The organism is Mycobacterium sp., from assembly GCF_039583805.1.
Lineage (GTDB): Bacteria > Actinomycetota > Actinomycetes > Mycobacteriales > Mycobacteriaceae > Mycobacterium.
Genome location: NZ_JAVKSH010000012.1, coordinates 7,279 through 32,936, shown reverse-complemented (window position 1 = coordinate 32,936; position 25,658 = coordinate 7,279). Strand labels below are relative to the sequence as shown.

Annotated in this window: 24 protein-coding genes and 1 pseudogene; 9 read left to right on the top strand and 16 right to left on the bottom strand. The window is 68.9% G+C overall.

The genetic code is table 11. The features are described 5' to 3' along the window. Positions 1-59: 59 nt before the first annotated feature. The 3 genes from ABDW21_RS02850 to ABDW21_RS02840 form a co-directional block, all read right to left on the bottom strand. Positions 60-755, bottom strand: a complete 696-nt coding sequence (locus ABDW21_RS02850) for a DUF4389 domain-containing protein (RefSeq protein ID WP_343599239.1) — start codon at positions 753-755, stop codon at positions 60-62. A 112-nt stretch (positions 756-867) separates the two neighbouring features. After that, positions 868-1,893 (bottom strand): alcohol dehydrogenase catalytic domain-containing protein, encoded by a 1,026-nt coding sequence (locus ABDW21_RS02845; protein WP_343599237.1) that lies wholly within the window; start codon positions 1,891-1,893, stop codon positions 868-870. A 6-nt stretch (positions 1,894-1,899) separates the two neighbouring features. Further along, a complete protein-coding gene (locus ABDW21_RS02840) occupies positions 1,900-3,168 on the bottom strand; it encodes a cytochrome P450 (RefSeq protein ID WP_343599236.1) in 1,269 nt (422 codons plus the stop codon). A gap of 128 nt (positions 3,169-3,296) precedes the next feature. Between ABDW21_RS02840 and ABDW21_RS02835 the strand changes: the two genes are divergently transcribed. Beyond that, a complete protein-coding gene (locus ABDW21_RS02835; RefSeq protein ID WP_343599234.1) occupies positions 3,297-3,731 on the top strand; it encodes a hypothetical protein in 435 nt (144 codons plus the stop codon). Positions 3,732-3,743: 12 nt separating this feature from the next. Here the strand turns inward: ABDW21_RS02835 and ABDW21_RS02830 are convergent, their stop codons facing one another. From ABDW21_RS02830 to ABDW21_RS02820, 3 genes are all read right to left on the bottom strand, one after another. Next, on the bottom strand, positions 3,744-5,750 hold the full coding sequence (locus tag ABDW21_RS02830) for a YhgE/Pip domain-containing protein (protein ID WP_343599232.1): 2,007 nt from the start codon (positions 5,748-5,750) through the stop codon (positions 3,744-3,746). Then, positions 5,744-6,448, bottom strand: coding sequence for an ATP-binding cassette domain-containing protein (locus ABDW21_RS02825; protein ID WP_343599279.1), 705 nt, complete (start codon positions 6,446-6,448; stop codon positions 5,744-5,746). The genes ABDW21_RS02830 and ABDW21_RS02825 overlap by 7 nt, the downstream gene beginning before the upstream one ends. Before the next feature lie 142 nt (positions 6,449-6,590). Next, positions 6,591-7,721 (bottom strand): nitronate monooxygenase family protein, encoded by a 1,131-nt coding sequence (locus ABDW21_RS02820; RefSeq protein WP_343599231.1) that lies wholly within the window; start codon positions 7,719-7,721, stop codon positions 6,591-6,593. 124 nt (positions 7,722-7,845) lie between these two features. Here ABDW21_RS02820 and ABDW21_RS02815 point away from each other — a divergent pair, with 124 nt between their 5' ends. After that, entirely contained in the window at positions 7,846-8,919 is a 1,074-nt protein-coding gene (locus ABDW21_RS02815) for a diacylglycerol kinase (protein ID WP_343599229.1), read from the top strand. 24 nt (positions 8,920-8,943) lie between these two features. Next, the gene (locus tag ABDW21_RS02810; RefSeq protein ID WP_343599227.1) at positions 8,944-9,684 is read left to right on the top strand and encodes a glucose 1-dehydrogenase; all 741 of its coding nucleotides are present in this window, start codon (positions 8,944-8,946) and stop codon (positions 9,682-9,684) included. Here the strand turns inward: ABDW21_RS02810 and ABDW21_RS02805 are convergent. Together ABDW21_RS02805 and dtd are read right to left on the bottom strand one after the other, a co-directional pair. Next, positions 9,681-10,601 (bottom strand): class I SAM-dependent methyltransferase, encoded by a 921-nt coding sequence (locus ABDW21_RS02805; RefSeq protein ID WP_343599225.1) that lies wholly within the window; start codon positions 10,599-10,601, stop codon positions 9,681-9,683. The genes ABDW21_RS02810 and ABDW21_RS02805 overlap by 4 nt on opposite strands. A 16-nt stretch (positions 10,602-10,617) precedes the next feature. Then, positions 10,618-11,049 (bottom strand): D-aminoacyl-tRNA deacylase, encoded by a 432-nt coding sequence (gene dtd, locus ABDW21_RS02800; protein WP_343599223.1) that lies wholly within the window; start codon positions 11,047-11,049, stop codon positions 10,618-10,620. A 33-nt stretch (positions 11,050-11,082) separates the two neighbouring features. Here dtd and ABDW21_RS02795 point away from each other — a divergent pair, with 33 nt between their 5' ends. Beyond that, positions 11,083-11,388 carry an MTH1187 family thiamine-binding protein gene (locus tag ABDW21_RS02795; protein WP_343599278.1) on the top strand — a complete coding sequence of 102 codons (306 nt, stop codon included), beginning with the start codon at positions 11,083-11,085 and terminating at the stop codon, positions 11,386-11,388. Positions 11,389-11,457: 69 nt separating this feature from the next. Further along, a complete protein-coding gene (locus ABDW21_RS02790; protein ID WP_343599221.1) occupies positions 11,458-12,729 on the top strand; it encodes a competence/damage-inducible protein A in 1,272 nt (423 codons plus the stop codon). Here ABDW21_RS02790 and ABDW21_RS02785 read toward each other — a convergent pair. From ABDW21_RS02785 to ABDW21_RS02770, 4 genes and pseudogenes are all read right to left on the bottom strand, one after another. Then, complete coding sequence (locus ABDW21_RS02785) at positions 12,726-14,096, bottom strand: FAD-binding oxidoreductase (protein ID WP_343599219.1); 1,371 nt, start codon at positions 14,094-14,096, stop codon at positions 12,726-12,728. The two genes, ABDW21_RS02790 and ABDW21_RS02785, sit on opposite strands and share 4 nt — an antisense overlap. Then, a complete protein-coding gene (locus tag ABDW21_RS02780; RefSeq protein WP_343710032.1) occupies positions 14,093-15,679 on the bottom strand; it encodes a D-aminoacylase in 1,587 nt (528 codons plus the stop codon). The genes ABDW21_RS02785 and ABDW21_RS02780 overlap by 4 nt, the downstream gene beginning before the upstream one ends. Positions 15,680-15,828: 149 nt before the next feature. Beyond that, positions 15,829-16,344 (bottom strand): annotated as a pseudogene (locus tag ABDW21_RS02775) (hypothetical protein); the annotation flags it as partial. A gap of 215 nt (positions 16,345-16,559) precedes the next feature. Further along, a complete protein-coding gene (locus ABDW21_RS02770; RefSeq protein WP_343599215.1) occupies positions 16,560-17,822 on the bottom strand; it encodes an MFS transporter in 1,263 nt (420 codons plus the stop codon). Positions 17,823-18,020: 198 nt separating this feature from the next. Here ABDW21_RS02770 and ABDW21_RS02765 point away from each other — a divergent pair, with 198 nt between their 5' ends. Continuing rightward, positions 18,021-19,247 (top strand): alpha/beta fold hydrolase, encoded by a 1,227-nt coding sequence (locus ABDW21_RS02765; protein WP_343599213.1) that lies wholly within the window; start codon positions 18,021-18,023, stop codon positions 19,245-19,247. On the opposite strand, the gene ABDW21_RS02760 is transcribed toward ABDW21_RS02765, so the two are convergent. The 4 genes from ABDW21_RS02760 to ABDW21_RS02745 form a co-directional block, all read right to left on the bottom strand. Further along, positions 19,248-19,712, bottom strand: coding sequence for a hypothetical protein (locus tag ABDW21_RS02760; protein ID WP_343599212.1), 465 nt, complete (start codon positions 19,710-19,712; stop codon positions 19,248-19,250). A 51-nt stretch (positions 19,713-19,763) separates the two neighbouring features. After that, complete coding sequence (locus ABDW21_RS02755; protein WP_343599211.1) at positions 19,764-20,222, bottom strand: STAS domain-containing protein; 459 nt, start codon at positions 20,220-20,222, stop codon at positions 19,764-19,766. A gap of 178 nt (positions 20,223-20,400) precedes the next feature. Continuing rightward, positions 20,401-22,578 (bottom strand): catalase/peroxidase HPI, encoded by a 2,178-nt coding sequence (gene katG, locus ABDW21_RS02750; RefSeq protein WP_343599209.1) that lies wholly within the window; start codon positions 22,576-22,578, stop codon positions 20,401-20,403. Next, positions 22,571-23,050, bottom strand: a complete 480-nt coding sequence (locus ABDW21_RS02745) for a Fur family transcriptional regulator (protein ID WP_343599276.1) — start codon at positions 23,048-23,050, stop codon at positions 22,571-22,573. Before ABDW21_RS02745 ends, katG begins: the two co-directional genes overlap by 8 nt. A gap of 198 nt (positions 23,051-23,248) precedes the next feature. On the opposite strand from ABDW21_RS02745, the gene ABDW21_RS02740 reads away from it, so the two are divergent. The 3 genes from ABDW21_RS02740 to ABDW21_RS02730 all read left to right on the top strand — a co-directional run. After that, on the top strand, positions 23,249-24,502 hold the full coding sequence (locus ABDW21_RS02740; RefSeq protein WP_343599208.1) for an acyltransferase: 1,254 nt from the start codon (positions 23,249-23,251) through the stop codon (positions 24,500-24,502). A gap of 68 nt (positions 24,503-24,570) precedes the next feature. Next, positions 24,571-25,257, top strand: a complete 687-nt coding sequence (locus tag ABDW21_RS02735) for a GDSL lipase (RefSeq protein WP_343599207.1) — start codon at positions 24,571-24,573, stop codon at positions 25,255-25,257. Positions 25,258-25,385: 128 nt separating this feature from the next. Beyond that, positions 25,386-25,658: hypothetical protein (locus tag ABDW21_RS02730; RefSeq protein ID WP_343710031.1), on the top strand; the 273-nt coding region annotated here is incomplete at its 3' end.

Here is a 25,658-nt window from a genome sequence, read left to right as displayed (position 1 = left end):
CCTCCCCCTCATCTGGAACACGTTGGGCGACAACCACATCGCGTGTGCTGCCGGCGGCTTCAGGATTCGGCCGTCGTCGCCTGTTCCGGTTCTCGCGGACCGGTGTCGAGTCGGAGCGGCGGGTACTCGTCGCGCATCAGAGTGGTGTAGGCGCGCACCCTGATCGCCCACCGGTTGATGCCGATCACGAAGTCGTACAACCCTTTCGGATAGCGCCCCGTGAACAGCAAGCCCACCATGGCGATCAACAGCAGGATCACGATCAGCGGCGGTACGTCGTAGCCGACGGATTCGTCTGGGTCGATCGCGAAAAACCGCCAGCCCGCGGTGAAGAACACCAGCAGTATCAAAAAGTGCGGGATCGCCAGTAGCCACCATTTGATCAGCACCAGACCCCGGCTCAGCCGCTCGGGATAGTCGACTTCGAGGTCGGCTGGATACTCGGCGTTCGGCTTCAAGCTGAACGGCGGATACTTGTCGGTGCCCAGGGCGATCAGCGCATAGAACGCGACCCGCCATCGCCATCGCATGACCCCGAGCCTGAAGTCGAACAGCGGGCGCGGGTATCTGCCGGTGAACAGGATCGCAAAGAACGCGATCACCGTGACCACGACGACGCCGACGTGCAGGACGAGCAGGACGACGTAGTGCGGGATGGCCAGAATCCACTTCACCAGCCACCGCCAGCGCGACAACGCGGGATCGAGGTCGGCCCGGACGCGAACGGGATAACGGAGGGCAGGTTCGGCTGACATGGTCGGCGACTCCTTTCGGCCGTTCGGCTCGATCGACGAGGGCCATCATTGTTGCGCATCGCGTCGGTGCAGCTCAATACTTCCGGCCACGGTGGTCGACGCGGCGGGCGGGTTACCGGGCGGGTGACACGGTGAGCACCATGCGATACCGCGGGCGGCCCTGCTCCATCGCCGCGTAGGCGTCGGCGGCCTCGCCGAGAGGGCGTCCTTCGGCCCAGGCCCGCACACCGGACAGCACCGCGAAGCGCATGGTTTCTTCGACGTCGCGCGCGGTGCCGGAGGGATGACCCCTCACGCTCACTCCCGGGCCGATCAGCTGCATCGGGCTGATCGGCAGCGGTTCGCCGGTCACTCCCACCACGACGAGTTCGCCGCGGGGGAGCAACCCACCCACCGTGTCCGCCATGGCTTTGGAGTTGCCGGCCGTCGCCAGGATGGCCGACACCCCGCCCAGTTCGCGGATAGCTTGGGCGACATCGCTTTTGGTGTAATCGATGTAGTGGTGGGCGCCTAACCGCTGTGCGTCGCCGGCCTTGGCGGCGCCGCGGGCGATCGCAATGGTCTCGAATCCCATCGCCCGGCAGAACTGCACCCCCAGATGCCCGAGGCCGCCGACGCCGAGGACAGCCACCCGGTCACCCGGCCGGGCCCTGGTGTGGCGGAGCCCGTTATAGGTGGTCACCCCGGCGCAACCCATCGGGGCCGCTTCGGCGAAGGACAGCTCGGACGGTATCCGGGCCAGCGCGTTAGCCGGCACCGTCACCGACTCCGCATAGCCTCCCGGGTAGTGCAGGCTGGGCACCCTCAGGTTCTCGCAGTGGATGAAGATGCCTGTGCGGCACGGTGTGCAGTGGTTGCAGTGCCCGCCGAACCACCCGACTGCGACCCGATCGCCGACCGCGAAACCAGTTACGCCCGAACCGATGTCGGCGACAGTGCCGGCGATCTCATGGCCGGGTGTGATCGGCCAGGACATGTCCGGAAAGCCGCCGTTGACCACCGCGCGGTCGGTGCCGCAGACCCCGCACGCAGACACATCCAGGCGTACCTCGTCACGACCCGGCGGAACGGTGTCGGCGTCGACAACCTCCAACGCTCCGCCCGGGGTCTGCACCCGGACCGCTTGATGGGTGGTCATGGCGATTCAGTCCCGATGGTCCACCGGGCATTGAGCCGGTGCGGTGGCGTGGTAGTCGACCTGCCAGTGCTTGATGCCGTTGAGCCATCCCGACCGCAACCGCTCGGGTCGACCCGCCGACGTGAGATCGGGCATGTGGTCGGCGATCGCGTTGAACATCAGGTCGATCGTCATCCTCGCCAGGTTCGCGCCCATGCAGTAGTGCGCGCCGGTGCCGCCGAAACCGACGTGCGGGTTGGGATTGCGGAAGATGTTGAAGGTGAACGGGTCCTCGAAGACGTCCTCGTCGAAGTTGGCCGAGCGGTAGAACATCACCACCCGCTGGCCCTCCTTGATGTGCACACCGGACAGGTCGTAGTCGCGCAACGCGGTGCGCTGGAACGACGTGACCGGGGTGGCCCACCGCACGATCTCGTCGGCGGCGGTGACCGGACGCTCCTTCTTGTAGAGCTCCCACTGGTCGGGGAAGTCGGTGAACGCCATCATGCCCTGGGTGATGGAGTTGCGGGTGGTCTCGTTGCCCGCGACCGCCAACAGGATGACGAAGAACCCGAACTCGTCCTCGGAGAGCTTGTGCCCGTCGACGTCGGCCTGGACCAGCGCGGTCACCAAGTCCTCGCCGGGATTTTTCGCCTTCTCGGCGGCCATCTGCATGCCGTACATGATCAGTTCGATCGACGCGGTGATGGCGTCGTTGCCGGCGAACTCCGGGTCCTGGTCGCCGACCATCTGATTCGACCAATCGAACAGCTTCCTGCGGTCTTCCTGCGGGACGCCCATCAGCGCGGCGATGGCCTGTAACGGCAGCTCGCAGGACACCTGTTCGACGAAGTCGCCGCCACCCTCGGCCGCCGCGGCCGCGACGATGCGCTGGGCCCGCTCACCCAGCTCGTCGCGCAGCCGCTCGACCGCCCGCGGCGTGAAAGCCCGCGAGACGATCTTGCGCAGCCGGGTGTGCTGCGGCGCGTCCATGTTGAGCAGCACGAACTTGCCACGCTCGATGTGCTCGGCGACCGTGCCGTCGCGGTACCGCGGTATGGCGGTCTTCTGCAGGCTGGAGAAGACGTCGCTGCGCAGCGAGATCTCCTTGACGTCCTTGTGCTTGGTGACCACCCAGAAGCCGCCGTCGTCGAACCCGCCCTGGCCCAGCGGCTGCTCGTTCCACCAGATCGGCGCGACGCGACGCATCTCGGCCAGTTCGTCCACCGGCAGTCGTTCGATGTAGATGTCGGGGTCGGTGAAATCGAACCCGGCGGGGATATTCGGAGTCGTCATCGGTGCACCCCTTGACTACGGCGTCATCCGGCCCAGTAAATCATTGCGACAGCGGAAATGGAACGTGTTCTCGTTGGATTGCGGCGGGCTGCCGACCAGCACAGGTCAAAACGTCGAAACGTCCTGGAGTGCACACCACACTCGTTTCGCTGTGGTCCAGCTCGCCGGGCGCAGTCGGGTGGGCGCCGGGTGCCGCCGCCGACCCGAACCACTACGACGGTGACGTGCCGGGGATGAACTACGACGCCTCGCAGGGTGCGCCATGCGACAACTACGCGCAGTTCATCTTCGGCCGCGGCCCGAACGGCCATGCCGAAGTGTGTCATTTCATCGTCAGCCAGTTCCCGGCCGCGCAATCGGGCGACAGCGTCATCTCCTATCCGTGGTACGGCATCCAGCCGGTCGACGCGCCGTGCCCGGACCCGCGGGGCGCTGCGGCGCAGTCGCCCGACGGCTATCCCATGTTGTGCACCGGGCACGGGCGGCAGATCGGACAGCTCACGGGCGGCGGCTTCCCGATCGTCGCCGGCGGGGTGCCGTCGGACACCGGCGTCACCGGCTGACCGCGGTCGCCGTCACACCTCGATCGGCGGGTAGAGCCGGTCCATGGTGTACTGCCGGTTGCGCCGGGCCGCCCATGCGCTGGCCGCCAGCGATGCCGCCAGCACACCGCCGAGCACCGTGACGGCGATCCCCAGCCGGGCGTCGACCCCGCCGACGATCACCTCGCGTAAGCCGTTGACCGCATAAGTCATCGGATCGAGCGGGTGCAGGATCTGGAACGGTTTCGCGGTGGTTTCCACCGGGTAGATGCCGCCCGCCGACACCAGCTGGAACATCAGGAACGCCAGCGTGATCACCCGGCCCACCGCCACTCCGAACACCGCGTTGAACGCCTGGATCAAGGCCAGGAAAACAGCGACGATCAGCAGCAGGAAGGCGACCGTCGCCGCCGCATGCCGGGGGTGCAGACCGACACCGACATGCACGACGGCATACATCACCAACACCTGGCAGGCCGCCACCAGCAGGCCCGGCCAGTAGGACGCCACGACCACCCGCAGCGCGCCGAGCCCGTTGGTGATCGGGCGAGCTTGCAACGGCGTCAACAACATCCAGATGATCAGCGCGCCGATGAACAACGCCAACGGCAGGAAGAACGGCGCGAACCCGGTGCCGAACGTCGCGGCCTGATTCATGAACCGCATGTCGAGCCGGACCGGGGAAGCCAGCACCGTCGCCTCCTCGTCGCGCTGCCGGCCGGTCCAGGACGGCGCCTGCTTGGCACCCTCGTCGAGCTTGGCGGCCAGCTCGCGAGCACCGTCATGCAGTTTCGCGGTGCCGGCCGACAGGGCCGCCGCGCCGTCGGCCAGCCGGACGCTGCCGTCGGTCAGCTGGGTGAGCCCCGTGCTGAGCTTCCGCGCTCCGACGGTCAACTCGGCCGCGCCGTTGCGCAACGTGACGATGTCGGATTTCAGTGCCCCGTCGAGCAGCCGGGTGAGAAACACCCGCAGTTGGCTGTCCGGATCGCCCAGCTCGGCGGCGAACTGGTGGGCACGGTCGCGCAGTCGGTCCAAGCCCTCATCGGTGGTCAGATCGGCGCCCTCGCTCTGCAGGATCCGCCGCGCGCCGGCCAACACGTCGCCCAGGTTCCGAGCGGTGGGATCGGCGCTGGCGCCCAATCCGTCGACGACCTGATCGACGATTGCGGCGGCCTGCGCATGGTCGATGTTGAGTGCGGCCACGCGGTCGGCGGCGGTTTCCACGACCTGGCTCAGCCGGGTTGCCGTTTCGCCCACCTGGTCGGGGTCCAGCCGCAGCATCGCGATCCTGTCCAGGACCGTGATGACGGGATCGGTGGCGGTGGTGATCGCCGACGACAGCCGGCTGCTGCCGGCCGCCAGAGCGGTCGCACCCTCGCGTGCGGCAATCATGTTGTCGGCCAACGTGCGTGAGCCGCCGACCAGCTCGTGCGCACCAGCGTTGGCCGCATCGGAGCCGGCGGCCAGCTGGCCGGCGCCGGCAGCGGCCTTGCGCAACCCGTCACCGGCCTCGCTCACCCCGATCAGCACCTGGCCGACGACCTTCTGGCCGATCCTCGCGCCGACCTGGTTGAGCACCTCACGCGCGGTGTTCTGACCAATGATCGAAGCGAGGTAGTTGTTGGCGTCGTTGAAGGTGAAGCGGATCCGGGCCTGGCGGGGCTGCGCGCCGGACGGCGACGCGATGGCGGCACTGAAGTCCTCGGGCAAGGTGATGGAAAAGTACTGACGCCCGTGGGCAACGCTGTCGGCGGCCTGGTCGGCCGACATCGGCGTCAGATCCAGTTCTCCCGAGGTGAGCAGAGCGTCGGCGACCTGGTCGCCGGCGCGCAGGTCGCGGCCGTCGACAATCGCACCCCGATCCAGATTGACCAGGGCCACCGGCACCCTGTCCACTTCGGCGAACGGATTCCAGAACGCCCACAGGTACATCGCGCCGTACAGCAGCGGCAGCACGATGACGGTGATGAGGGCGATGCGGGGGAGTGTCCCGCGGAAATACCGCCTGACGTCGGTGCCAAGAGACAATCCGGCTAGCACGGTTCGCTGCCACCTCCCTGTTCGTGGATCTGTTCGTGGATCTGGTCGTGGATCTGTGCGTGGACCACCGGCTCCCTGCCGGCACATCGGTGCACGGCGATCTCGGCCCGCACACCCAGCTCAGCGGGCACCGGATTCACCGACGCGGTGAGCACGGTCTGGTGCCGGCCGAGCTCGACGAGGCGGCGCATGAGGATGTCCCGGTCGGTGTCGCTGTCCACCTGGTCGACGCTTCCGACGACGAGCAGCGGCGGACGCCCGGTGTTGGCGACGGCAATACGCAACAGCAGACCGTCGAGTTGCGGGAGCTCCTCGACGAAGTCGTCGCACCGGGGCGGCGGCAGGTCGCCGAACACAGGGGCACACACGGCCGCCACGTCGTCGTCGCCGGCTCGCGGAATCCGCCGGTACCACGGCGCATCCCAGCATCGCTGCTCGGTGATCACGTCTCGCACCGTGACCGACTCGGCGGTGCTGTCCAGCTCGTCGATCCCGGCGAGCGCGGCGACCGCGAAGATGTCGGTGGCCCGGGTGCGGCCGAGCACGGTCACCGTCCCGCCCGACGGTTTCATCCGCCCGGCCAAGGTCGCCAACAAAGCGGTCCGCCCGGATCCGGGTGGACCGCGCAGCACCGTCACACCGCCGACGTCGACGTCGAGGTCGATCGGCCCGTACACCGGACCCCAGGGCCCGGTCATGGTGATCCCGCGTGCTCTCACCGCCGGCTCCCGCCGGTCTGCGTCCTGGTCGCTCACCTGACCCGCCACCCGTGTGTCGCCCGCCTGTGGCTATCAAACCCGACCGGCGGGCCGGTGGTCTACGTTCGGCGGGCGATCGCCGTCACGACGTCGCAGCGGCGTTGAGTTCGTCGAGCCGGCTGGTCGCCTCCAGGTACTCCCGCACCCAGCGCTCGATCACCGTCGCCGTCTTCTCCACCTTGGTGAACTGCCCGACGACCTGCCCGACCGGGTTGAACGCGACGTCTTTCGCCTCGTTCGGGTATTTCTGCGTCGCCGCGACGGCCATACCGGACACCATGTACTGCAACGGCATGCCGAGCGGCTTGGGGTTACCGGGCTGTTCCCAGGCCTCGGTCCAGTCGTTGCGCAGCATCCGGGCCGGCTTGCCGGTGAAGGAGCGGCTGCGCACGGTGTCGCGGCTGGTCGCCGCGGCATACGCGGCCTGCTGGACAGCGGTGTTCGATGCTTCCTCGACCATCAGCCACTGCGAACCGGTCCAGGCGCCCTGCGCGCCCAGCGCCAGCGCCGCGGCGATCTGCTGCCCGCTGCCGATGCCGCCGGCCGCCAGCACCGGTCGCGGCGCGACCTCCGCGACGACCTGCGGCCACAACACGATCGAGCCCACCTCGCCGCAGTGCCCGCCGCCCTCGCCGCCCTGGGCGATGATGATGTCGACGTCGGCGTCGGCGTGTTTGCGGGCCTGAGACGGCGAGCCGCACAGCGCGGCCACCTTGCGCCCGGAGTCGTGAATGTGCTTGATCATGTCGGCGGGCGGGGTGCCCAGCGCGTTGGCGATCAGCGTCATCTTCGGGTGCCGCAACGCCACCTCGACCTGCGGGGTCGCGGTCGCCTCGGTCCAGCCGAGCAGCCGCAGCGCATCCTGGTCGCTGTGCTCCACCGGGACACCGTGGTCGGCGAGGATCTTGCGGGCGAAGTCCAGGTGCTCCTGCGGCACCATCGACTGCAACTGTTTGGTGAGTTCCTCGGCGGACAGCTGCGAGTCCATGCCCTCGTACTTGTTGGGGATCACGATGTCCACGCCGTAGTGGTGGTCGCCGATGTTGTCGTCGATCCAGTTGAGCTCGATCTCCAGCTGCTCCGGGGTGAAGCCGACCGCGCCGAGCACCCCGAAGCCGCCGGCCTTGCTGACCGCGACGACGACGTCTCGGCAGTGGGTGAAGGCGAAGATGGGAAACTCGATGCCCAACTCGTCGCAGATGCGAGTGTGCATTCCTGCTCCTCCCAGGGTCCGGCCGGCGAAGTGAAACGTGTTCTAGTTTAGTACCCGGGGCGGTACGGTGTCGCACGGCACCGCAACCGCGGCCGCACGAGACGGAAAAGTCGTAAGGAACGGTATGGCCATCCGCGTCGCTCACATCGGTACCGGAAATGTCGGCCGCCTGGCGCTGAACCAACTGGTCGGCGACCCCCGCTTCGAGTTGACCGGCGTGTGGGTGTCGTCGCGGGCCAAGGTGGGCCGGGACGCGGGGGAGTTGGCCGGCCTCGACGTCACGACCGGCGTCGCCGCCACCGACGACTTCGATGCTGTGCTGGCCGCCCGGCCCGACTGCGCGGTGTACTGCGCGATGGGTGACACCCGCACACCCGAGGCCATGGCGGACTGCCGCCGCCTGCTGGCCGCTGGCGTCAACGTCGTCGGATCGGCGCCCGGTGTGCTGCAGTTCCCGTGGCGACTGATGCCCGACAAGTACATCTCACCGATCGAAGAGGCTGCGCACCTTGGTAAGTCGAGTGTGTTCATCACCGGCGTCGACCCGGGTTTCGCCAACGACCTGCTCCCGTTTGCGCTGGCGGGAACCTGTCAGCGCGTCGAGCGGGTGCGCTGCATGGAGATCGCCGACTACGCCACCTACGACGGCGCGACGGTGATGTTCGACGTGATGGGCTTCGGCAGGCCGCTCGACGAGCTGCCGATCCTGCTGCAGCCCGGCGTGTTGGGCATCGCGTGGGGGACCACGATCCGGCAACTGGCGGCCGGACTCGGCATCGAGGTCGACGAGATCACCGACAGCTGTGAGCGCGAGCCGGCGCCGGAGGCGTTCGACATCGCGGCGGGCCACGTGCCCCGGGGCAGCGTCGCCGCGCTGCGCTTCGAGATACGCGGCATGGTCGGGGGCCGGCCGGCGATCGTGGTCGAGCACGTGACGCGGTTGCGGGAGGATCTGCGCCCGGACTGGCCGCAGCCCGCGCAGCCCGGTGGTTCCTACCGTGTCGAGATCGCCGGCGAGCCGTCGTACGCCGTCGACATCTGTCCGACGAGCCGCCACGGCGACCACAACCACGCGGCGATCGTGGGGGCGGCCGGGCGGATCGTCAACGCCATCCCGGCGGTGGTGGCGGCAGAGCCCGGGATCAGAACCACCCTTGACCTGCCGCTGATCGCCGGGCCGCGCTGGAACAGGTTCTAGTTGGTTGCGGTAGCCTGACCCGTCATGGGACGCGTGGACGGAAAAGTTGCACTGATCAGCGGCGGGGCCCGGGGGATGGGAGCGGCCCACGCCCGGCTGCTCGTCGACGAGGGCGCCAAGGTGGTCATCGGCGACCTCCTCGACGACGAGGGCAAGGCGCTGGCCGACGACCTCGGACCCGCGGCGCGCTACGTGCACCTCGACGTCACCGAACTCGAGCAGTGGGAAGCGGCGGCGGCGACCACGGTCGAGGAGTTCGGCACGCTCAACGTGTTGGTCAACAACGCAGGCATCGTGGCGCTGGGCCAGCTGCACACGTTCGACATGGCGAAGTGGCACAAGGTCATCGACGTCAACCTCACCGGCACTTTCCTGGGCATGCGGGTGGCTGTCGAGCCGATGATCGCCGCCGGCGGCGGTTCGATCATCAACGTGTCCTCGATCGAGGGGCTGCGCGGCGCCCCGATGGTGCACCCCTATGTGGCGTCCAAGTGGGCGGTGCGCGGGCTGTCCAAGTCGGCGGCGCTGGAGTTGGCGCCGCACAACATCCGGGTCAACTCGATTCACCCGGGCTTCATCCGCACCCCGATGACCAAGCACTTCCCCGACGACCTTGTCACCGTTCCGCTGGGCCGGCCCGGCCAGTCCGGCGAGGTGTCGACGTTCGTGCTGTTCCTGGCCAGCGACGAGTCGTCGTATGCCACCGGTTCGGAGTTCGTCATGGACGGCGGCCTGGTTACCGACGTTCCGCACAGGCAGTTCTAGGGCCGCGCGCGTGTCGCGGTGACGTACTCCGAGCGCATGATCGCGTCGATGCGGCGGTCCACCTCGGGCGGCGTGCGTCCGTAGCCGGCCTGCAACTCCAGCGTGGTGCGCACCGGGTCGACGGCCCAGCCGTGATCGGCCAGCCACTGCGCCGGGCCGGGTGTCTCGTCGTCGTAGGTGAGCGCGGAAAAGTCTACGTCACCGGAGAGGTTGACCCCGGGGTAAACCGTTTCCAGCGCGGCGAGCTGCGCGGAGTCCAGACGCGAGCCGAGCGCACCCACCGCGACCCGGCTGCCCGGTGCCGACAGCCCGTCGATACCGGTGAACAACGTCTCCCGGGCGGCGCCGGTCAAATAGGGCAGCAGTCCCTCCACCGACCAGGCGGTGCGTCGTCGGGGCCGGAATCCGGCCGCCGTCAACGGTGTCGTCCAGTCGTCGCGCAGGTCCGCCGCGACTTCTCTGCGGCGGGCTTTGGGCACAGCGCCCCGCTCGGCGAGGACACCGGCCTTGAAGTCGAGGACCTTGGGCTGGTCTATCTCGAAAATGTCTGTCGCAGCGGGCCAGTCGAGTCGATAGGCGCGACTATCCAGGCCCGCCGCAACGATCACCGCCTGTCGTATCCCGTCGCCGGCGGCGGAGAGGAAGAACTCGTCGAAAAACCGGGTCTGCGTGCCGTAGAGCCGCGGGAACGCGGCGGCGGCCGCCGAGGTGGCGGGCGCGGCGAGCACACCGGTCAGGTATGGGTCCGCCGACGCGGCGACGAAATGCTTCGCGTAGTCGTCGCGCGCCAGGGGCTGCGGGCTGACGGCGTGTACGGCGCGCCATCCGGCCACCAGCAGCGCGGTGTAGCCCACGCTGCTGACGATGTCCCAGTCGTCGCCCGCAGTGCGGACCCACGTGGATCGGGGTGTGCTCATCGTGAACCGCCTCCGGTCATAGTTCCAGCAGCACCGTCACCGGGCCGTCGTTGACCAGGTCGACCCGCATGTGCGCGCCGAAGGTGCCCGTCTCCACCGGCGCCCCGAGCCGGCGCAGCGCCGCCGCGAACTCCGTGACCAGCGGCTCGGCGATCGGCGCCGGCGCGGCCGCGTTCCACGACGGCCGCCGGCCCTTGGCGGTGTCGGCGTAGAGGGTGAACTGGCTGACCACCAGGATCGGCGCGCCGACGTCGGACGCCGACCGTTGGTCGTCGAGAATCCTTAACTGCCAGAGCCTTTCGGCGAGCTTCTGCGAAGTGCCGGTGTCGTCGCCGTGGGTCACGCCGACGAAGGCGAGCAGCCCCTGGCGCTCGGGCCGGATCGCGCCTACGGCGTGACCGTCGACGGACACCGTCGCCGACGACACCCGTTGCACCAGAACACGCATACGCACGATGCTGCCATGCGTAGGCTCGTGATGGTGTCGGTGCTTGTCGCGTTCTCGGTCACCCCTCTCGGTGTCGGCGAGGGCGTCGGCGCCCTCGTCGCCGACGCCGTGCGGGTGGTGCGGGATTCCGGATTGCCCAACACGACGGATTCGATGTTCACCGTGATCGAGGGGGACAGCTGGGGCGAGGTGATGGACGTCGTGCAGCGCGCCGTCGAGGCGGTGGCGGCCCGCGCGCCCCGGGTGAGCGTGGTGATCAAAGCGGACTGGCGTGCCGGTGTCACCGACGCGATGACCCGCAAGGTCGAATCGGTGCGGCGCCACCTCGGCGAGCCTTGACGCGGCGCGGCGCGTCGCCGGCCTGCAGCACCTGCACCTCGATCGACGGCACACTTTAGTGTCGTAGCGGTGGGCGTGCGCGCGGGAATCGTGGTCACCGGGACCGAGGTGTTGACCGGGCGGGTGGCCGACCGCAACGGTCCGTGGATCGCCGACCGGCTGCTCGAGCTGGGCGTGGAGCTGGCGCACATCACCATCTGCGGTGACCGCCCGCGTGACATCGAGGCGCAGCTGCGGTTTTTGGCCGACCAAGGCGTGCACCTGATCGTGACCAGCGGCGGCCTGGGCCCGACCGCCGACGATGCGACGGTGGCGACGGTGGCCCGGTTCTGCGGCCGGGAGCTGGTGCTCGACGCCGCGCTGGAGGACAAAATCGCGGCGATTCTCAGGTCCCTGATGGCGCGGGTCGGCGGCGACTTCGACGCGGTGCGCGCCGCCAACCGCAAGCAGGCGTTGATTCCGGCCGGCGCGCTGGTGATCGACCCGGTCGGCACGGCGCCCGGCGTGGTGGTGCCCGGCGCGCCGACCGTCGTGGTGCTGCCCGGCCCGCCGCGCGAGTTGCAGCCGATGTGGCGCACCGCGGTGCAGACGCCCGTCGTGCAGCAGGCCATCGCCGGGCGGACCGTGTACCGCCAGGACACCGTGCGGATGTTCGGTCTGCCGGAATCCGGGCTGGCCGCGACCCTGCGCGAGGCCGAGGACCGGCTGCCCGGTTTCGCAGCGCTGGAGATCACCACCTGCCTGCGGCGCGGCGAGGTCGAGATGGTGACCCGCTACGAGCCGGACGCCGCCGGCGTGTACCGGCAACTGATGCAGGTGCTGCGCGAAAAGCATGGCCCGCACATCTTTTCCGAAGACGGCTCATCGGTGGACGACCAGGTCGCCGCGCTGCTGGCCGGCCGCCGGATCGCGACGGCGGAGTCGTGCACCGCCGGGTTGCTGGCGGCGCGGCTGACCGAGCGGGCGGGTTCGTCGGCGTACGTCGCCGGCGGGGTGGTGGCCTATGCCAACGACGCGAAGACGACGCTGCTCGGCGTGGACGCGGCGTTGATCGAGGCGCACGGGGCGGTGTCCGAGCCGGTGGCCGAGGCCATGGCGGCAGGAGCGTTGCGCCGCTTCGGGGCCGACACCGCGGCGGCGATCACCGGGATCGCCGGCCCCGGTGGTGGGACCGGCGAAAAGCCTGTCGGCACAGTCTGTTTCGCTGTCGCACTGGCCGACGGCCGGATGCTCACCCGGACAGTGCGGCTGCCGGGTGACCGCACCGACGTCCGCGAGCGCTCGACGACGGTGGCGATGCACCTGCTGCGGCGCGCGCTGAGCGACGACACCGCCGTCTAGCGTGCGGGCAGGACCTGCGGGTTCAGCAGCCCCGCGGGGTCGATCGCCGCGCGGATCGCCTTCATCAGGTCGATGTCCGCCGCGGTGCGTCCGAGTTCCAGCCAGGGTGCTTTTGCCCGTCCGACACCGTGTTCCGCGCTGATACTGCCGCCGTGTCGCACCACGTGGCGCAGCACCAGGTCAGTGACAGCGTCGCGGTCGGCCTCGCCGACGTCGAGCAGGTTGATGTGCAGGTTGCCGTCGGCGACGTGCCCGAAACAGACCGTCCGAACGTCGACGAACTCCGTTGCGATCTCCGCCGTGAGGGTTTGCAGGAACTGCTCGATCTCGCGCAACGGGGTGGACACGTCGAGTTTGACCACAGGCGTGCGGGATTGCGCGCTGATCGACTCGGTGTGGCTTTCGCGGTAGCGCCACAGTCGCGGTGCCGGCCCTTCGTCGATGGTGGCGTCGAGGACCGATTCGCCGGCCTGGCGGAGAATCTCGGCGAGCCGGGTGTCGGGTTGTCCGGCGACCTCGACGAGCAGCAGGAACGGCGCCTCGACGGCCAAGGGCGGCCGCAGCCGCTGGTGGCGGCACACCAGTTCGACGCCCGGCCCGGTCATCAGTTCGGCGGCCTCCACCGTCAACCCGGCCCGCTCAAGCCTGTCGACGAGGCGCAGGGCGTCCCCGACCTTCGGCACCGCGACCAACGCGACCAGGGTGTGGGGCGGTGGAACGATCAGCCGCATCAGGACGCGGGTGATGACGGCCAGCGTTCCCTCGGATCCGGCCAGCAGCCCAGGCAGGTCGTAGCCGACGTTGTCTTTGGTGAGCTCTTTCCACCGTGTGAGGACGCGGCCGTCGGACAGGACCGCTTCGACACCGAGCAGCTGAGATCGGGTGTCGCCGTTCTTGATGACGCGCACCCCGCCCGCATTGGTGGCGACGATCCCGCCGAGGGTCGCCGAATCGCGGGACGCCAGGTCGATGCCGAAGTCGAGGCCGTGCCGGCGTGCCGCCTGTTGGGCCTGCGCGATGGTGACGCCCGCGCCGGCGGCGAGCGTGCGGTCGACGGGATCGACGTGTTCGATCGTGGTCAGCCGCAGAGTGCTCAGCACGATCTCCCCGTCCATGGGAATCGATCCGCCGACCAGACCGGTGTTTCCGCCCTGCGGAACGACTTTGGCCCCGAAACGGGAACAGGCGGCGAGGACGGCCGCCACCTCGGCTGTGCTGCCCGGCCGGACCACGGCACCGGTGCGGCCGTGCCATCGCCCGGTCCAGTCGACGACGTATCCGGCGGTGGTGTCGGGATCGGTGAGAACATGCGCCGCGCCGACGATCTGGGCGAGCTCATGGACCACGGCCGGTGTCGGGGAGCTCATGCAGATGCGCTGCTCTCGACGAGCCGGCCTGCGCGGCGATCGGTGAACCGCCCGTCGGCGATGGCGGCGACGCCGTTGACAAGCACCGCGCGGACACCGCACGCCAGCTGCCACGGGTCGGTGAAAGTGGCTGTGTCGGTGACTGTCTCGGGGTCGAACACCACAATGTCGCCGACTGCGCCGGGCCGGAGGACACCGCGGTTTCCTGCGCCGATGCGGGACGCCGGCAGCGAGGTCATTTTGCGGATGGCCTCTTCGAGGGTGAGGACGCCCGTGTCCGTGACGTAGCGACGCAGCACACGCGCGAAAGTGCCGAAGCTGCGTGGGTGTGGGCGGCCCTGCCCGGTGGCGGCGAGCACCCATCCGTCGCTGGCGACCGACACCCACGGGTGGGCGAGGACCGCGCAGACGTCGTCGTCGCTCATGGCGTGGTTGACCATCGGCACCGCACCCTGGTGCGCCGCCAGCAGGTCAAGGGCCGCCTCCGCGGGATCTGTGTCGCGGTCGGCGCCGACCGCAGCGATCGACCATCCGACGTAGCGGCTGAACTCGCCGGGCGGCAGATCCGCGATCATGATTCCGTCGGGGTCGACGTCGCGCCCGAACCGCGCGCGCAGCTCATGCGCGATCTGTGCGCGCTGCTCGGGGTCGGCCAACCGGGACAGCAGCGCCGGGCGTCCACCGTCCAGCGCCCATCTGGGCAGACGTGTCGCCAGGTCGGTGCTCGACGCGGTGTAGGGGTAGACGTCGGCGGTGACGTCAAGCCCTCGGTCACGTGCGGCATCGATGAGCGCGAGTGCGTCGCGGACCGATCCCCAGTTCTGCGGGCCCATGGCCTTGAGGTGGGAAATCTCCAGGCGCGCGCCCGCCTGTTCGGCCACGCTGATCGCTTCCTGCACCGCCGCGACGAGATGCGACGCCTCGTCGCGGATATGGGTGGAATACAGCAGTCCCGCATCGGCTGCCGCCCCGGCCAGCGTCGTCAGCTCGGGTGAGTCGGCGAACATGCCCGGCAGGTAGATCAACCCGGTGGAGAACCCGACGACGCCCGGCTGCCGCGCGGCATCGGCGACGACGGAACACATCTCGTCGAGTTCGGCCGGCGCCGGTCGGCGGTCTTCTTCGCCCATCACGGCGCGCCGCAACGCATTGTGCCCCAGTTGCAGCGCGACATTCACCGCCGGGTTCGCCGACATCACGGCGGCGCCGAACCCCGCCGCGCCTGACGCGTCGCGGCCTGGCCGGCCTTCCCCGATGACACCCATTGAACGCCTTGCTTTTTCGTCATCCCGGATCGGAAACGGGGAGTGGCCGCAATTGCCGGTGACGATCGTGGTGACGCCCTGGAAGAGCTGGGTTTGCGCCGCCGGCTCGCGCAGCAGTGAGAAGTCCGCGTGGGTGTGCAGGTCGATGAAACCGGGTGCGACGACACATCCGGTCGCATCCAGGACGGTCCGGGCCGCGTACGTGCCGTCGCCCACGTCCACGATGGTGTCGCCGGCCAGCGCGAGGTCGGCCCGCCGGGCCGGTGACCCGGTGCCGTCGACGACGAGCCCGCCGGTGACGGCAATGTCGTACGGCATAGACGCCGGTCCCTCACCTGTCTCGACGAACGGTCTCCGGTCAAGCGTAGAGCCACCGCGGCGCATCCGCGTGCCGTTGCCGGACACGCCTTTGAGCTCGTACTAACCGACATCTTCTTTTAAGGTGCCGCGCACCTCGACCTCGCCCGGACGAAACCGTCTCCGGCGGTGTCGACTTCACGGCCGCCGAATCGTCCGAGCTCGTCGCGGACGATGCTGTCAAGGTTGTCGAGCAGGTCTCGCCACCGGTCGTCGCCGAGCGCGGCGGCACGCTCGGTGGAGCCGACGATGTCGGTGAAGACTACCGTGGTGAGCACGCGCTCGGCGACGAAGCCGGCCCGCACGCCGGTGATGAACTCCTCGATCTCGTCGAGCATCGGCGCGGTTCCCGGCGAGGTCCCACCTCGGTCCAAGCTCGTCCGGCGACGATACGCGCGACGACAGGCCCATGCCGCCGAAGTCGAAGCGGATCACCCGGCTGAAGGACGCCAGGCGCCGATGGAAGCGGTACACCGACGGCTCGGCGTCGATGGTGTCGATCGGGATGGATGGCCCCGGCAGCCCGAGCAGGTCCGTCGGGCCGTCGCCGACGACCTGGTGGGCGATGTCCAGCTGCAGGCATCGTCACCGCACCGGGCGTACCGAGTCCGCGGAACCTGCGCCACCGCCACAGGCTGGTTCACCTCACCGACAAGACCCGCGCAATCGGCACTGCAGGCACTTCGGCGGCGGCCGGCGCGTCCGTTGGCTTCGCCGGCTACTCCGACCATGACGTGATGCCGCGAGGTGATATCGCCGATGATGTCAGAACTGAGAAGGTACCCCATCCTCCGGCCGGCGACGGAAGGGGCTGTTGAGACTGGTGAGCACAACCCCACATTCACTCGACTTTGCCTGAGGCATAGGCACTTTTCTCGGTCCCGAACCGGATTCCGGTGGCGTCCTGACCGACCGCCGTCAGCAGCGCCACCAGGATCAGCACCGGCGTGATCGTCGCGGCCAACGCTAACGGGTAGCCGTGAGACTCGGCGAGGTGTTCCTGGATGGGCAGGTTGAACGCGGCCAGCAGATTACCGAGTTGGTAGGTCACGCCGGGGTAGAGGCCACGGATCTCGTCCGGCGACATCTCGGTCAGATGCGCCGGGATGACACCCCACGCGCCCTGCACCACCGCCTGCATCAGAAACGAGCCCACACACAGCAGCGCCACGGTGCGCGAGTACGCGAATAGCGGCACGATCGGCAGTCCGAGCACCGCGCAGAACATGACGGTGTGGCGGCGGCCGAACCGCTGCGAAAGGGCGCCGAAGAGCAGCCCGCCGAGAATCGCCCCGACGTTGTATGTCACCACGATCCACTTGGCCGTGGCGCCGGGAAGACCGGCGCCACCATCCGCGCCGGCCGACAAGAACGTCGGGTAGACGTCCTGGGTGCCGTGGCTCATCCAGTTGAACGCCGTCATCAGCAGCACCAGGTAGACGAACCGACGGACAATGCGAGCGTCGGCCAGCACGTCGCGAATCCTGGTGCGGGTCAACCGCATCCGGTCCCGCGTCGCCTTCCAGACCTCGGATTCACTCACCCGGTACCGGATGATGAGGCTGACCAGGGCCGGGGCGACGGACACACCGAACAACCACCGCCAGGACAGCCCCAGCCGGTCCATCACCACCAGCGACGCCAGGGTGGCCAGCAGGTAGCCGACGGCGTAGCCCTCCTGCAGCAGGCCGGAGAAAAAGCCGCGTCGCGCGAGCGGAACCTTCTCCATCGCCAGCGCGGCGCCCAGCCCCCATTCGCCGCCCATGCCGATGCCGTACAGCAGCCGCAGGATCACCAGCACAGTGAAATTGGGCGCGAACGCACAAAGGAAGCCGACGACCGAATAGAACGTCACGTCCACCATCAGCGGCAGCCGTCGGCCCACCCGGTCGGCCCACAGCCCGAACAGCAGGGCGCCCACCGGGCGCATCACCAGGGTCGCCGTCGTCAGGAACGCGACCTCGGTCCTGGTGCGGTGGAACGTCTCCGCGATGTCGGCGTAGACCAACACCACAAGGAAGTAGTCGAACGCGTCCATCGTCCAGCCCAGCAGCGCGGCGACGAACGCGTTGCGCTGGTCGCCGGTGAGCCGGCGCAAAGTCACGGGGCCATCAGTTCTGCTTTGCGGTCCCAGACCTCGATCATCGCGCGCAGGATCTCCTCGGCCCGCCCCCGCGGTCCACCGATTTCGGCGAACCTTGCGGAGTCTTTCACGGCCGAGCCGGCCCCGGCTACCGCGGCCGATCTGCCGGACGTGAGGCTGGCTCACATCCGTCCACCAACAAGATGTCAGACTGGCCGCATGCAACGCGATGACATCCGGGCGGTCGGCAGTCTGGCAGGAGAGGCGTCGTCGGTGGTGACGACGCTGGTGTGCGGCATGCACGCCGGTATCGCCGGCCGGGTGTTCGACTCGATAGGCCCGTCGGCGGCGCCGACCCGCGTCGTGCATGACGGGCTGGCGCGAGTCGTCTACGCCGGCGTCGGCCGCGGTCTGCGGAGCGCCGCGCGCGCGGTGGGTGCGGTGGCCGCTGAAGTCTGGGGCGACGACCGCGACGACGCGCTCGATACCCGGCCCGGTGCGGCCGGCGCCATCGCCGCGGTCAACGGCCTCTATGGCGACGAGCTGGCCGAGCGGGCCAACCGGCTGGCCGGTGCGATGCAGATCAGGCACGCCGGCGAGCCCGTCGGCCTGAGGCCCGAGTCGCTGGCGGCGACGTTCCCGACGGCGACCCGCCGTGTCGTCATCTTCGTGCACGGGTGGTGCCTCACCGAACGGTCGTGGTGCCGGGCGCCCCGTGACGGCGACGACACGAGTCCCTACGGCGAACGGCTGCGCGAGGACCTGGCGTTCAGCCCGGTCTACCTGCGGTACAACACCGGACTACACGTCTCCGCCAACGGGCGGGCGCTCGCCGACCTGCTGGTGCAGCTGACGGCGAACTGGCCCGGTGGCGTCGACGAGCTTGTCCTGGTTGGTCATTCGATGGGCGGACTGGTGGCGCGCAGCGCCTGCCACTACGGCGGACAACAGCGACACCGGTGGGCCGACTCGGTGAGTCACGTTGTCTGCCTTGGGTCTCCCCATCTGGGCGCCGCCCTGGAGAAGGGTGTGAACATGGCGTCGTGGGCGTTGGCCCGGCTGCCCGAGACCCGCGCCATCGCGCGCCTGGTGAACACCCGCAGCGACGGCGTCAAGGATCTGCGCTTCGGCGCGTGTGTCGAGGAAGATTGGCGCGACGCCGATCCGGACGAGTTCCTGCGCGATCGGTGCCGCGAGGTGCCGTTCCTGCCGGGCGCCATCTATCACTTCGTCGCCGCCACCGCCGCACCACCGGCGGTCGGCCTGATCGCTGGCGACCACGTTGTTCGGCCGAAAAGCGCATCGGGGCAGGGCACGTCGCGGCGAATCCCGTTCGACGCCGCACACGGCCTGACGCTGACCGGTCTGAACCACCTCGACTTGCTGAACCACCCGGCGGTGTACGCCACGCTGCGTCAGTGGCTGGCGGCCCCACCGGCCGGATGACTACGGCTGCGGCGGCGGCTGGTGTTGGCCGGCGATACCGGCGATCAGGTCCAATCCCACGCGGGCTTGCGCGCCCAACGCCGGCATGTCCGCCGGATTGGGGACGTCGGCGTTCGCCGGGTCGGTCAGCTGCCAGGGCTGGCAACCGTCGGTTTTGAACGCCTTGTCGGAATCCTCGATCCGCACGACCTGAGGTTTCTTGGTCAGGGCGTTGTCGACGACCTCGTTGCCGCTGGCGCCGCCCACCCGCTTCCAGTAGCAGGTGCGGTGTTCGGCGGGGCCGGGGGAGCTGTAGGTGCCCGGCACGACGTCTGTGCCCACCGCGAAGGTGCCGTCGTGGTCGATGGTCGTCGCGGGGGTCGGCGGCGGTGGCGGCGGATCGGCGTTGACGCTGCCGGCGCAGGCCAGGGCCCAGCCCGCGAACGCACACGCCGTCGCCACAATCACCGCTGGCCTAGACCGCATGATCGCCAGCATACGCGGTTGCGCCTCGGGCGACGCCTCGCCGCCGAGTCGCTAGGCGGTCTTGGTGAGCATCGGCAGCAGCAGCCGCCGGCGTGCCGACGTGACGTCGGCGAAATGATGCAGCGCCTCGTGCACCGAGCCGGCGACCGGGAACCCGGCCTCCCCGTCGGTGATCGTCAGCACACGGGCCACCGCCGGACCCACGACGAGTTCCCACTGGACGCCGAGTGCGCCGCAGTCCTCAGCCAAGCGGTAGATGAGCCGCATCCCTTGCGCCGAGATGCAATCCACCTCTGTGAAGTCCAGGATCAATCCGTTGTCCGGGAGGATGAAGCGCCGACAGTATTCGCCGACCCGATCGACGTTCGCGGCGTCGATCGCGCCGCTGACCTTCACCACGGTCGCCAGGTGACGGCATTGCGCCCTGATCATGGCGCCACCGCAGTCGAATAGGGGATTGCCGTCACGGGGCGCGCCGAGGGAATCAGCCGTGCCGATCGAATTCGTCATCAGCGCCTCACGTCTCGAACACCCCTCACGTCTCGAACAGCGTTGCCGGACAGCTTGTGTCCCGGCTCACTCCAACGTGATCGTGACGTTAACCGGCTACTTTAAGGTCACCGGGAGCAGTCCCTAATACTTCGGTGAGAACGGACTTGGGTGCCGTGGCCGTGCCGTCGTCGCCCAGTCAGTGCAGGTCGAACCGGTCGAGGTTCATCACCTTGGTCCACGCCGCGACGAAGTCGGGCACGAACTTGTCCTGCCCGTCGTCGCAGGCGTACACCTCGGCCAGAGCGCGCAGCTGCGAGTTCGAGCCGAATACCAGGTCCACGGCGGTGGCGGTCCACTTGAGCTGGCCGGTGGCGCGATCGCGCACCTCGTAGACGTTCTCGGACGACTCGGACGGCTTCCACTCGTTGCCCATGTCGCACAGGTTCACGAAGAAGTCGTTGGTCAACGTCTCGGCCCGGTCGGTGAAGACGCCATGCTGCGCGTGGCCGAAATTGGCGTTCAGCGCCCGCATGCCGCCGATCAGAACCGTCATCTCCGGAGCGGTCAACGTCAGCAGACCGGCCCGGTCCACCAACAGGCGTTCCGGCGCTTGCTTCTCCCCGGCCGGCAGGTAGTTGCGGAACCCGTCGGCCTTCGGTTCGAGCACCGCGAACGACTCCACGTCGGTCTGCTCCTGCGACGCGTCGGTGCGGCCCGGCGCGAACGGGACGGTGATGTCATACCCGGCGTTCTTCGCCGCCTGCTCGACGGCTGCGCAGCCGCCCAGCACGATCACGTCGGCCAGCGAGACTTTCTTTGCGCCGGGCTGCGCGGCGTTGAAGTCCTGCTGGACGCGTTCGAGGACGGGCAGCGTCTCGGCCAGCTCGGCCGGGCTGTTGGACTCCCAATCCTTCTGCGGCGCAAGCCGAATCCGTGCCCCGTTGGCCCCACCGCGCTTGTCGGTGCCGCGGAAACTCGCCGCCGCCGCCCACGCCGTCGCGACCAGCTGCGGGATGGACAGTCCCGACCCGAGCAGCGTGCTCTTCAGCGCCGCGATATCGGCGTCGTCGATCAGCTCGTGGTCGACGTCGGGCACCGGGTCCTGCCACAGCTGCGGCTCGGGAATCAGCGGGCCGAGGTAGCGGCTGAGGGGTCCCATGTCGCGGTGCAGCAGCTTGTACCACGCTTTGGCGAACTCGTGCTCGAGCTCGTCGGGGTGGTCCAGCCAGCGGCGGGTGATCTTCTCGTAGATCGGGTCCATCCGCATCGACAGGTCCGTCGTCAGCATCGTCGGGAGACGCTTGGCGGACGGGTCGAACGGATCGGGGATAACCGGCTCGGCGTCCTGCGCGGTCCACTGCCAGGCGCCGGCGGGGCTCTTGGTCAGCTCCCATTCGTAGCCGTAGAGGGTCTCCAGGAAACTGTTGTCCCACTTGGTGGGTGTAGGCGTCCAGACGACTTCGAGGCCGCTGCCCATCGCGTCCCTGCCCTTGCCGGCGCCGAACGAGCTCTTCCAGCCCAGCCCCTGCTGCTCTATCGGGGCGGCCTCGGGCTCCGGGCCGACCAGCTCCGACCGTCCGGCGCCGTGGGTCTTGCCGACGGTGTGGCCACCGACGATCAACGCGGCGGTCTCGACGTCATTCATCGCCATCCGGGCGAACGTCTCCCGGATGTCGATGGCCGCCGCCACCGGATCCGGTTTGCCGTTCGGCCCCTCCGGGTTCACGTAGATCAGACCCATCTGCGTGGCGCCGAACGGATTCGCGAGATCCCTCTTGCCGCTGTAGCGCTCGTCACCGAGCCAGGTGTCCTCGGGGCCCCAGTAGACCTCGTCGGGCTCCCAGATGTCCTGCCTGCCGAAGCCGAAGCCCAACGTGGAGAACCCCATGGACTCGTAGGCGCAGTTGCCGGCGAAGATCATCAGATCCGCCCAGGAGATCGTGCGGCCGTACTTCTTCTTGACCGGCCACAGCAACCGGCGTGCCTTGTCGAGGATGACGTTGTCGGGCCAGCTGTTCAGCGGCGCGAAGCGCTGGGCGCCCTGGCCGGCGCCACCGCGGCCGTCGTGGATGCGGTAGGTGCCCGCAGCATGCCACGCCATCCTGATGAAAAGCGGCCCGTAGTGCCCGTAGTCGGCCGGCCACCAGTCCTGCGAGTCCTTCATCAACGCGAAGAGGTCCCGCTTGAGCGCCTCGACGTCGAGGGCCTTGAACTCTGCGGCGTAGTTGAAGTCGCCGCCCATAGGGTTGGCCAGCGGCGAGTTCTGATGGAGCACACGCAGGTCCAGCTGATCCGGCCACCAATCCCGGTTCGTCATGGCTCGATTCTGCGTGGGTGTGGCGGCGGCCATTGCCGGGCATTCACTGTCAGACATCGGATTTCCTTTCGGGGGTAGGGGAATTAGGTCGGGTTTGTGACGTCGAGCAACCGGGGCATAGCCCCCAGTAGATGACCTCGGCTTCGTCGAAGGCGAAACCCTGAAGAGAGCCGCCACCGTCCGACGGGGTCAGGCAGGGTGCCTGCCCGACGGCGCAGTCGACGTCGGCGATCACTCCGCAGGACCGGCAGACCATGTGGTGGTGGTTGTCGGCGACGCGCGATTCGTAGCGGGCGACATGCCCCGAGGGCTGAATCCGCCGCAGCAGGCCCGCCGCGGTCAAGGCATGCAGGACGTCGTAGACCGCTTGGCGAGACACCGTGGGCAGCTCGCGCCGCACGGCAGCGAACACGCCGTCGGTGTCGGCGTGCGGGTGGGAGTGCACAGCTTCCAGCACAGCCACCCGTGGTCGCGTCACCCGAAGGTCCGCCGTGCGCAGTTGCTCCGCGTACTCCGGACAGCGCACCATCCTTGACATACCACTCCTTTTTTTGGAATCGGTCAAGAGTTTGGTCGGGTATGTCGGTATCGCCGTTGCACGGTTGGCGCTGCCGCGACTGGTACCCTCCGAAGGCCGTCGGCTGTCGAGGCGGCAGGCGGGCGGCGCGCCGATCAGCCAACACGGCCGCGTGTCAATCAGAAGCGGTGGGCTCACGGAGTGAATGCGGTGCGCAGCGGAGAGATCAAGGCCCTCACCGGACTTCGCATCGTCGCCGCCGTCTGGGTCGTGCTGTTCCACTTCCGGCCGCTGTTGCGCGACGCAGCGCCCGGGTTCAGCGACGCGCTGGCCCCGGTGCTCAACTGCGGCGCGCAGGGCGTCGACCTGTTCTTCATCCTCAGCGGTTTCGTGCTGACCTGGAACTACCTGGATCGGATGGGCAGGTCGTGGTCGGCACGCGCGACGCTGCACTTCCTGTGGCTGCGGCTGGCTCGAGTCTGGCCGGTGTATCTGGTCACCTTGAACCTGGCCGCGCTGTGGGTGATCTTCACCCTGCACGTGGGTCATGTCCCGTCCGAGGACGTGAGCCGGCTGACCGCGGTCAGCTACGTGCGGCAGGTCCTGCTGGTCCAGTTGTGGTTCCAGCCGTTCTTCGACGACTCGAGCTGGGACGGGCCGGCCTGGTCGATCAGCGCGGAGTGGCTGGCCTATCTGTTGTTCGGCGTGCTGGTGCTGGCGATCTTTCGGATGGCGCACGGCACCCGGGCACGCACCCTGATGTGGCTGGCGGTCGCCGCTTCGCTGCCACCCGTGCTGTTGCTGCTCATCAGCGGCCAGTTCTACACGCCTTGGAGCTGGCTGCCGCGCATCGTCATGGAGTTCACCGCCGGCGCACTCGTCGGCGCCGTCGTCACCCGGTTACGTCCGACCGATCGTGCTCGTTGCCGCGTCGGCTACCTGTCGGCGCTGCTGGCCGCGGCCACCGTGGGTCTGCTGTACTGGTTCGACGCACATCCGCTGTCCGGCGTCCAAGACAGCGGCGGGCTGGTCGACGTCTTGTTCGTGCCGCTGGTGTTGACGCTGGCTGTCGGCACCGGCAGCCTGCCGAGGCTGCTGTCCACCAAGCTGATGGTGTTCGGCGGCCAGATTTCGTTCTGCCTGTACATGGTTCACGAGCTGGTGCACACCGCGTGGATCTGGACCGCGCGGCAGTTCGAGCTCACCCTGCACGGCCGGGCGGGCGCGGCTATCGTCGTCGGCCTGTTCGCCGTCGCCGTGGGTGCCGCGATCCTGCTGTTCCATGCCGTCGAGGAGCCCGCTCGTCGCTGGATGCGCAGATTGCTCGACGTGCGGGTGGTGGAGTCCGATCCGGCCGGCCGCGCGCTGAAAGGTCCACCCGCACGGCCGGTGAATGGCAAGATTCAATCGATCGACCGCGCCACGGACCCGCGGCCGCAGTCGATCTCGGCGCGCGCGGGATAGCGGTTCGTCCGGCACAGCCCGGATGGTGCTGCCGCACGGCGTGGCCGACGTCGACAGGGGAGGTCGCAGTGGTTCGGATCCCTGCTCTGGCCGTCGCGCTGACGCTGGTAGTCGGCGTCTGCGGCCAACGACCGGCCGGTCAGTACCGGCTCGTCGACCTGAGCTCACCGCGGAGCCACGTCGCGGTGATCGGCGACTCCTACACCAGCGGCACCGACGAGGGCGGCCGGGGGCCGAGCGCCTGGACCGCGCGGGTGTGGCCCGCGCTGGCGCGGCAGGGGATTGACGTCATACCGGAGGTGGCCTCGGAGGGCGGATCGGGGTATGGCGTACGCGGGGATCGCGGCAGCCGCTTCGAAGACCTGGCGGCCCGGGCGGTCCGCCCCGACGATGCGCTGGTGGTGCTCTTCGGCTCGCGCAACGACCAGGGCGTGGACCCCCTACAGCTGTCGGAGCTGATCCGCACCACCCTCGACGTGCCCAGATTCGTTGCGCCGGCGGCCGGGCTGCTGGTGATCGGGCCGCCGTGGCCGACCGCCGATCCACCCAAGGCCGTACTTGAAGTTCGCGACGTCCTCCGCGACCGGGCACGGGAGGCGGGTGCAACGTTCGTCGATCCGATCGCCGAGCAGTGGTTCTCAGGTCACCCAGACCTGATCGGCTCCGACGGTGTGCACCCCAACGACGCGGGGCATGCGTATATGGCGGACCAGATCGCTCCGTTGATTCGCGCGCAGTTGCCCTGGCCGACGTGAACCCGGCAGGCAGGAACGTATGCCGGCAACGGCGGACCCGCGCGGTGCGATGTTTTGTCGACGCGGGTCGCGGGTACGTCTCGGGTTTCGAGCGGTTCGGCTCTCGAGAGGGAACGTGGGGAGTTCGGATGAAATCTGAAGCCAGAGCGGTGCTCGCGACCCTGGGCGGCGCGGCGATGCTCTTCGTCGCGGTCGGATGCGGCGGCGGTGCTGACAAGACGCCAACCTCCACCACCACCACCACAACCACAACGACCACAACGACGGCGTCGACCGGTACCACGGCGTCGCCGACGCCCGGGGAGCCCGGCGGCCCCACCGGCAGCGGCGGACCCGGCGGAGGCGGCGGCAGCATCCCCGGCGGCCCCACCGGCAGCGGCGGACCCGGCGGAGGCGGCGGC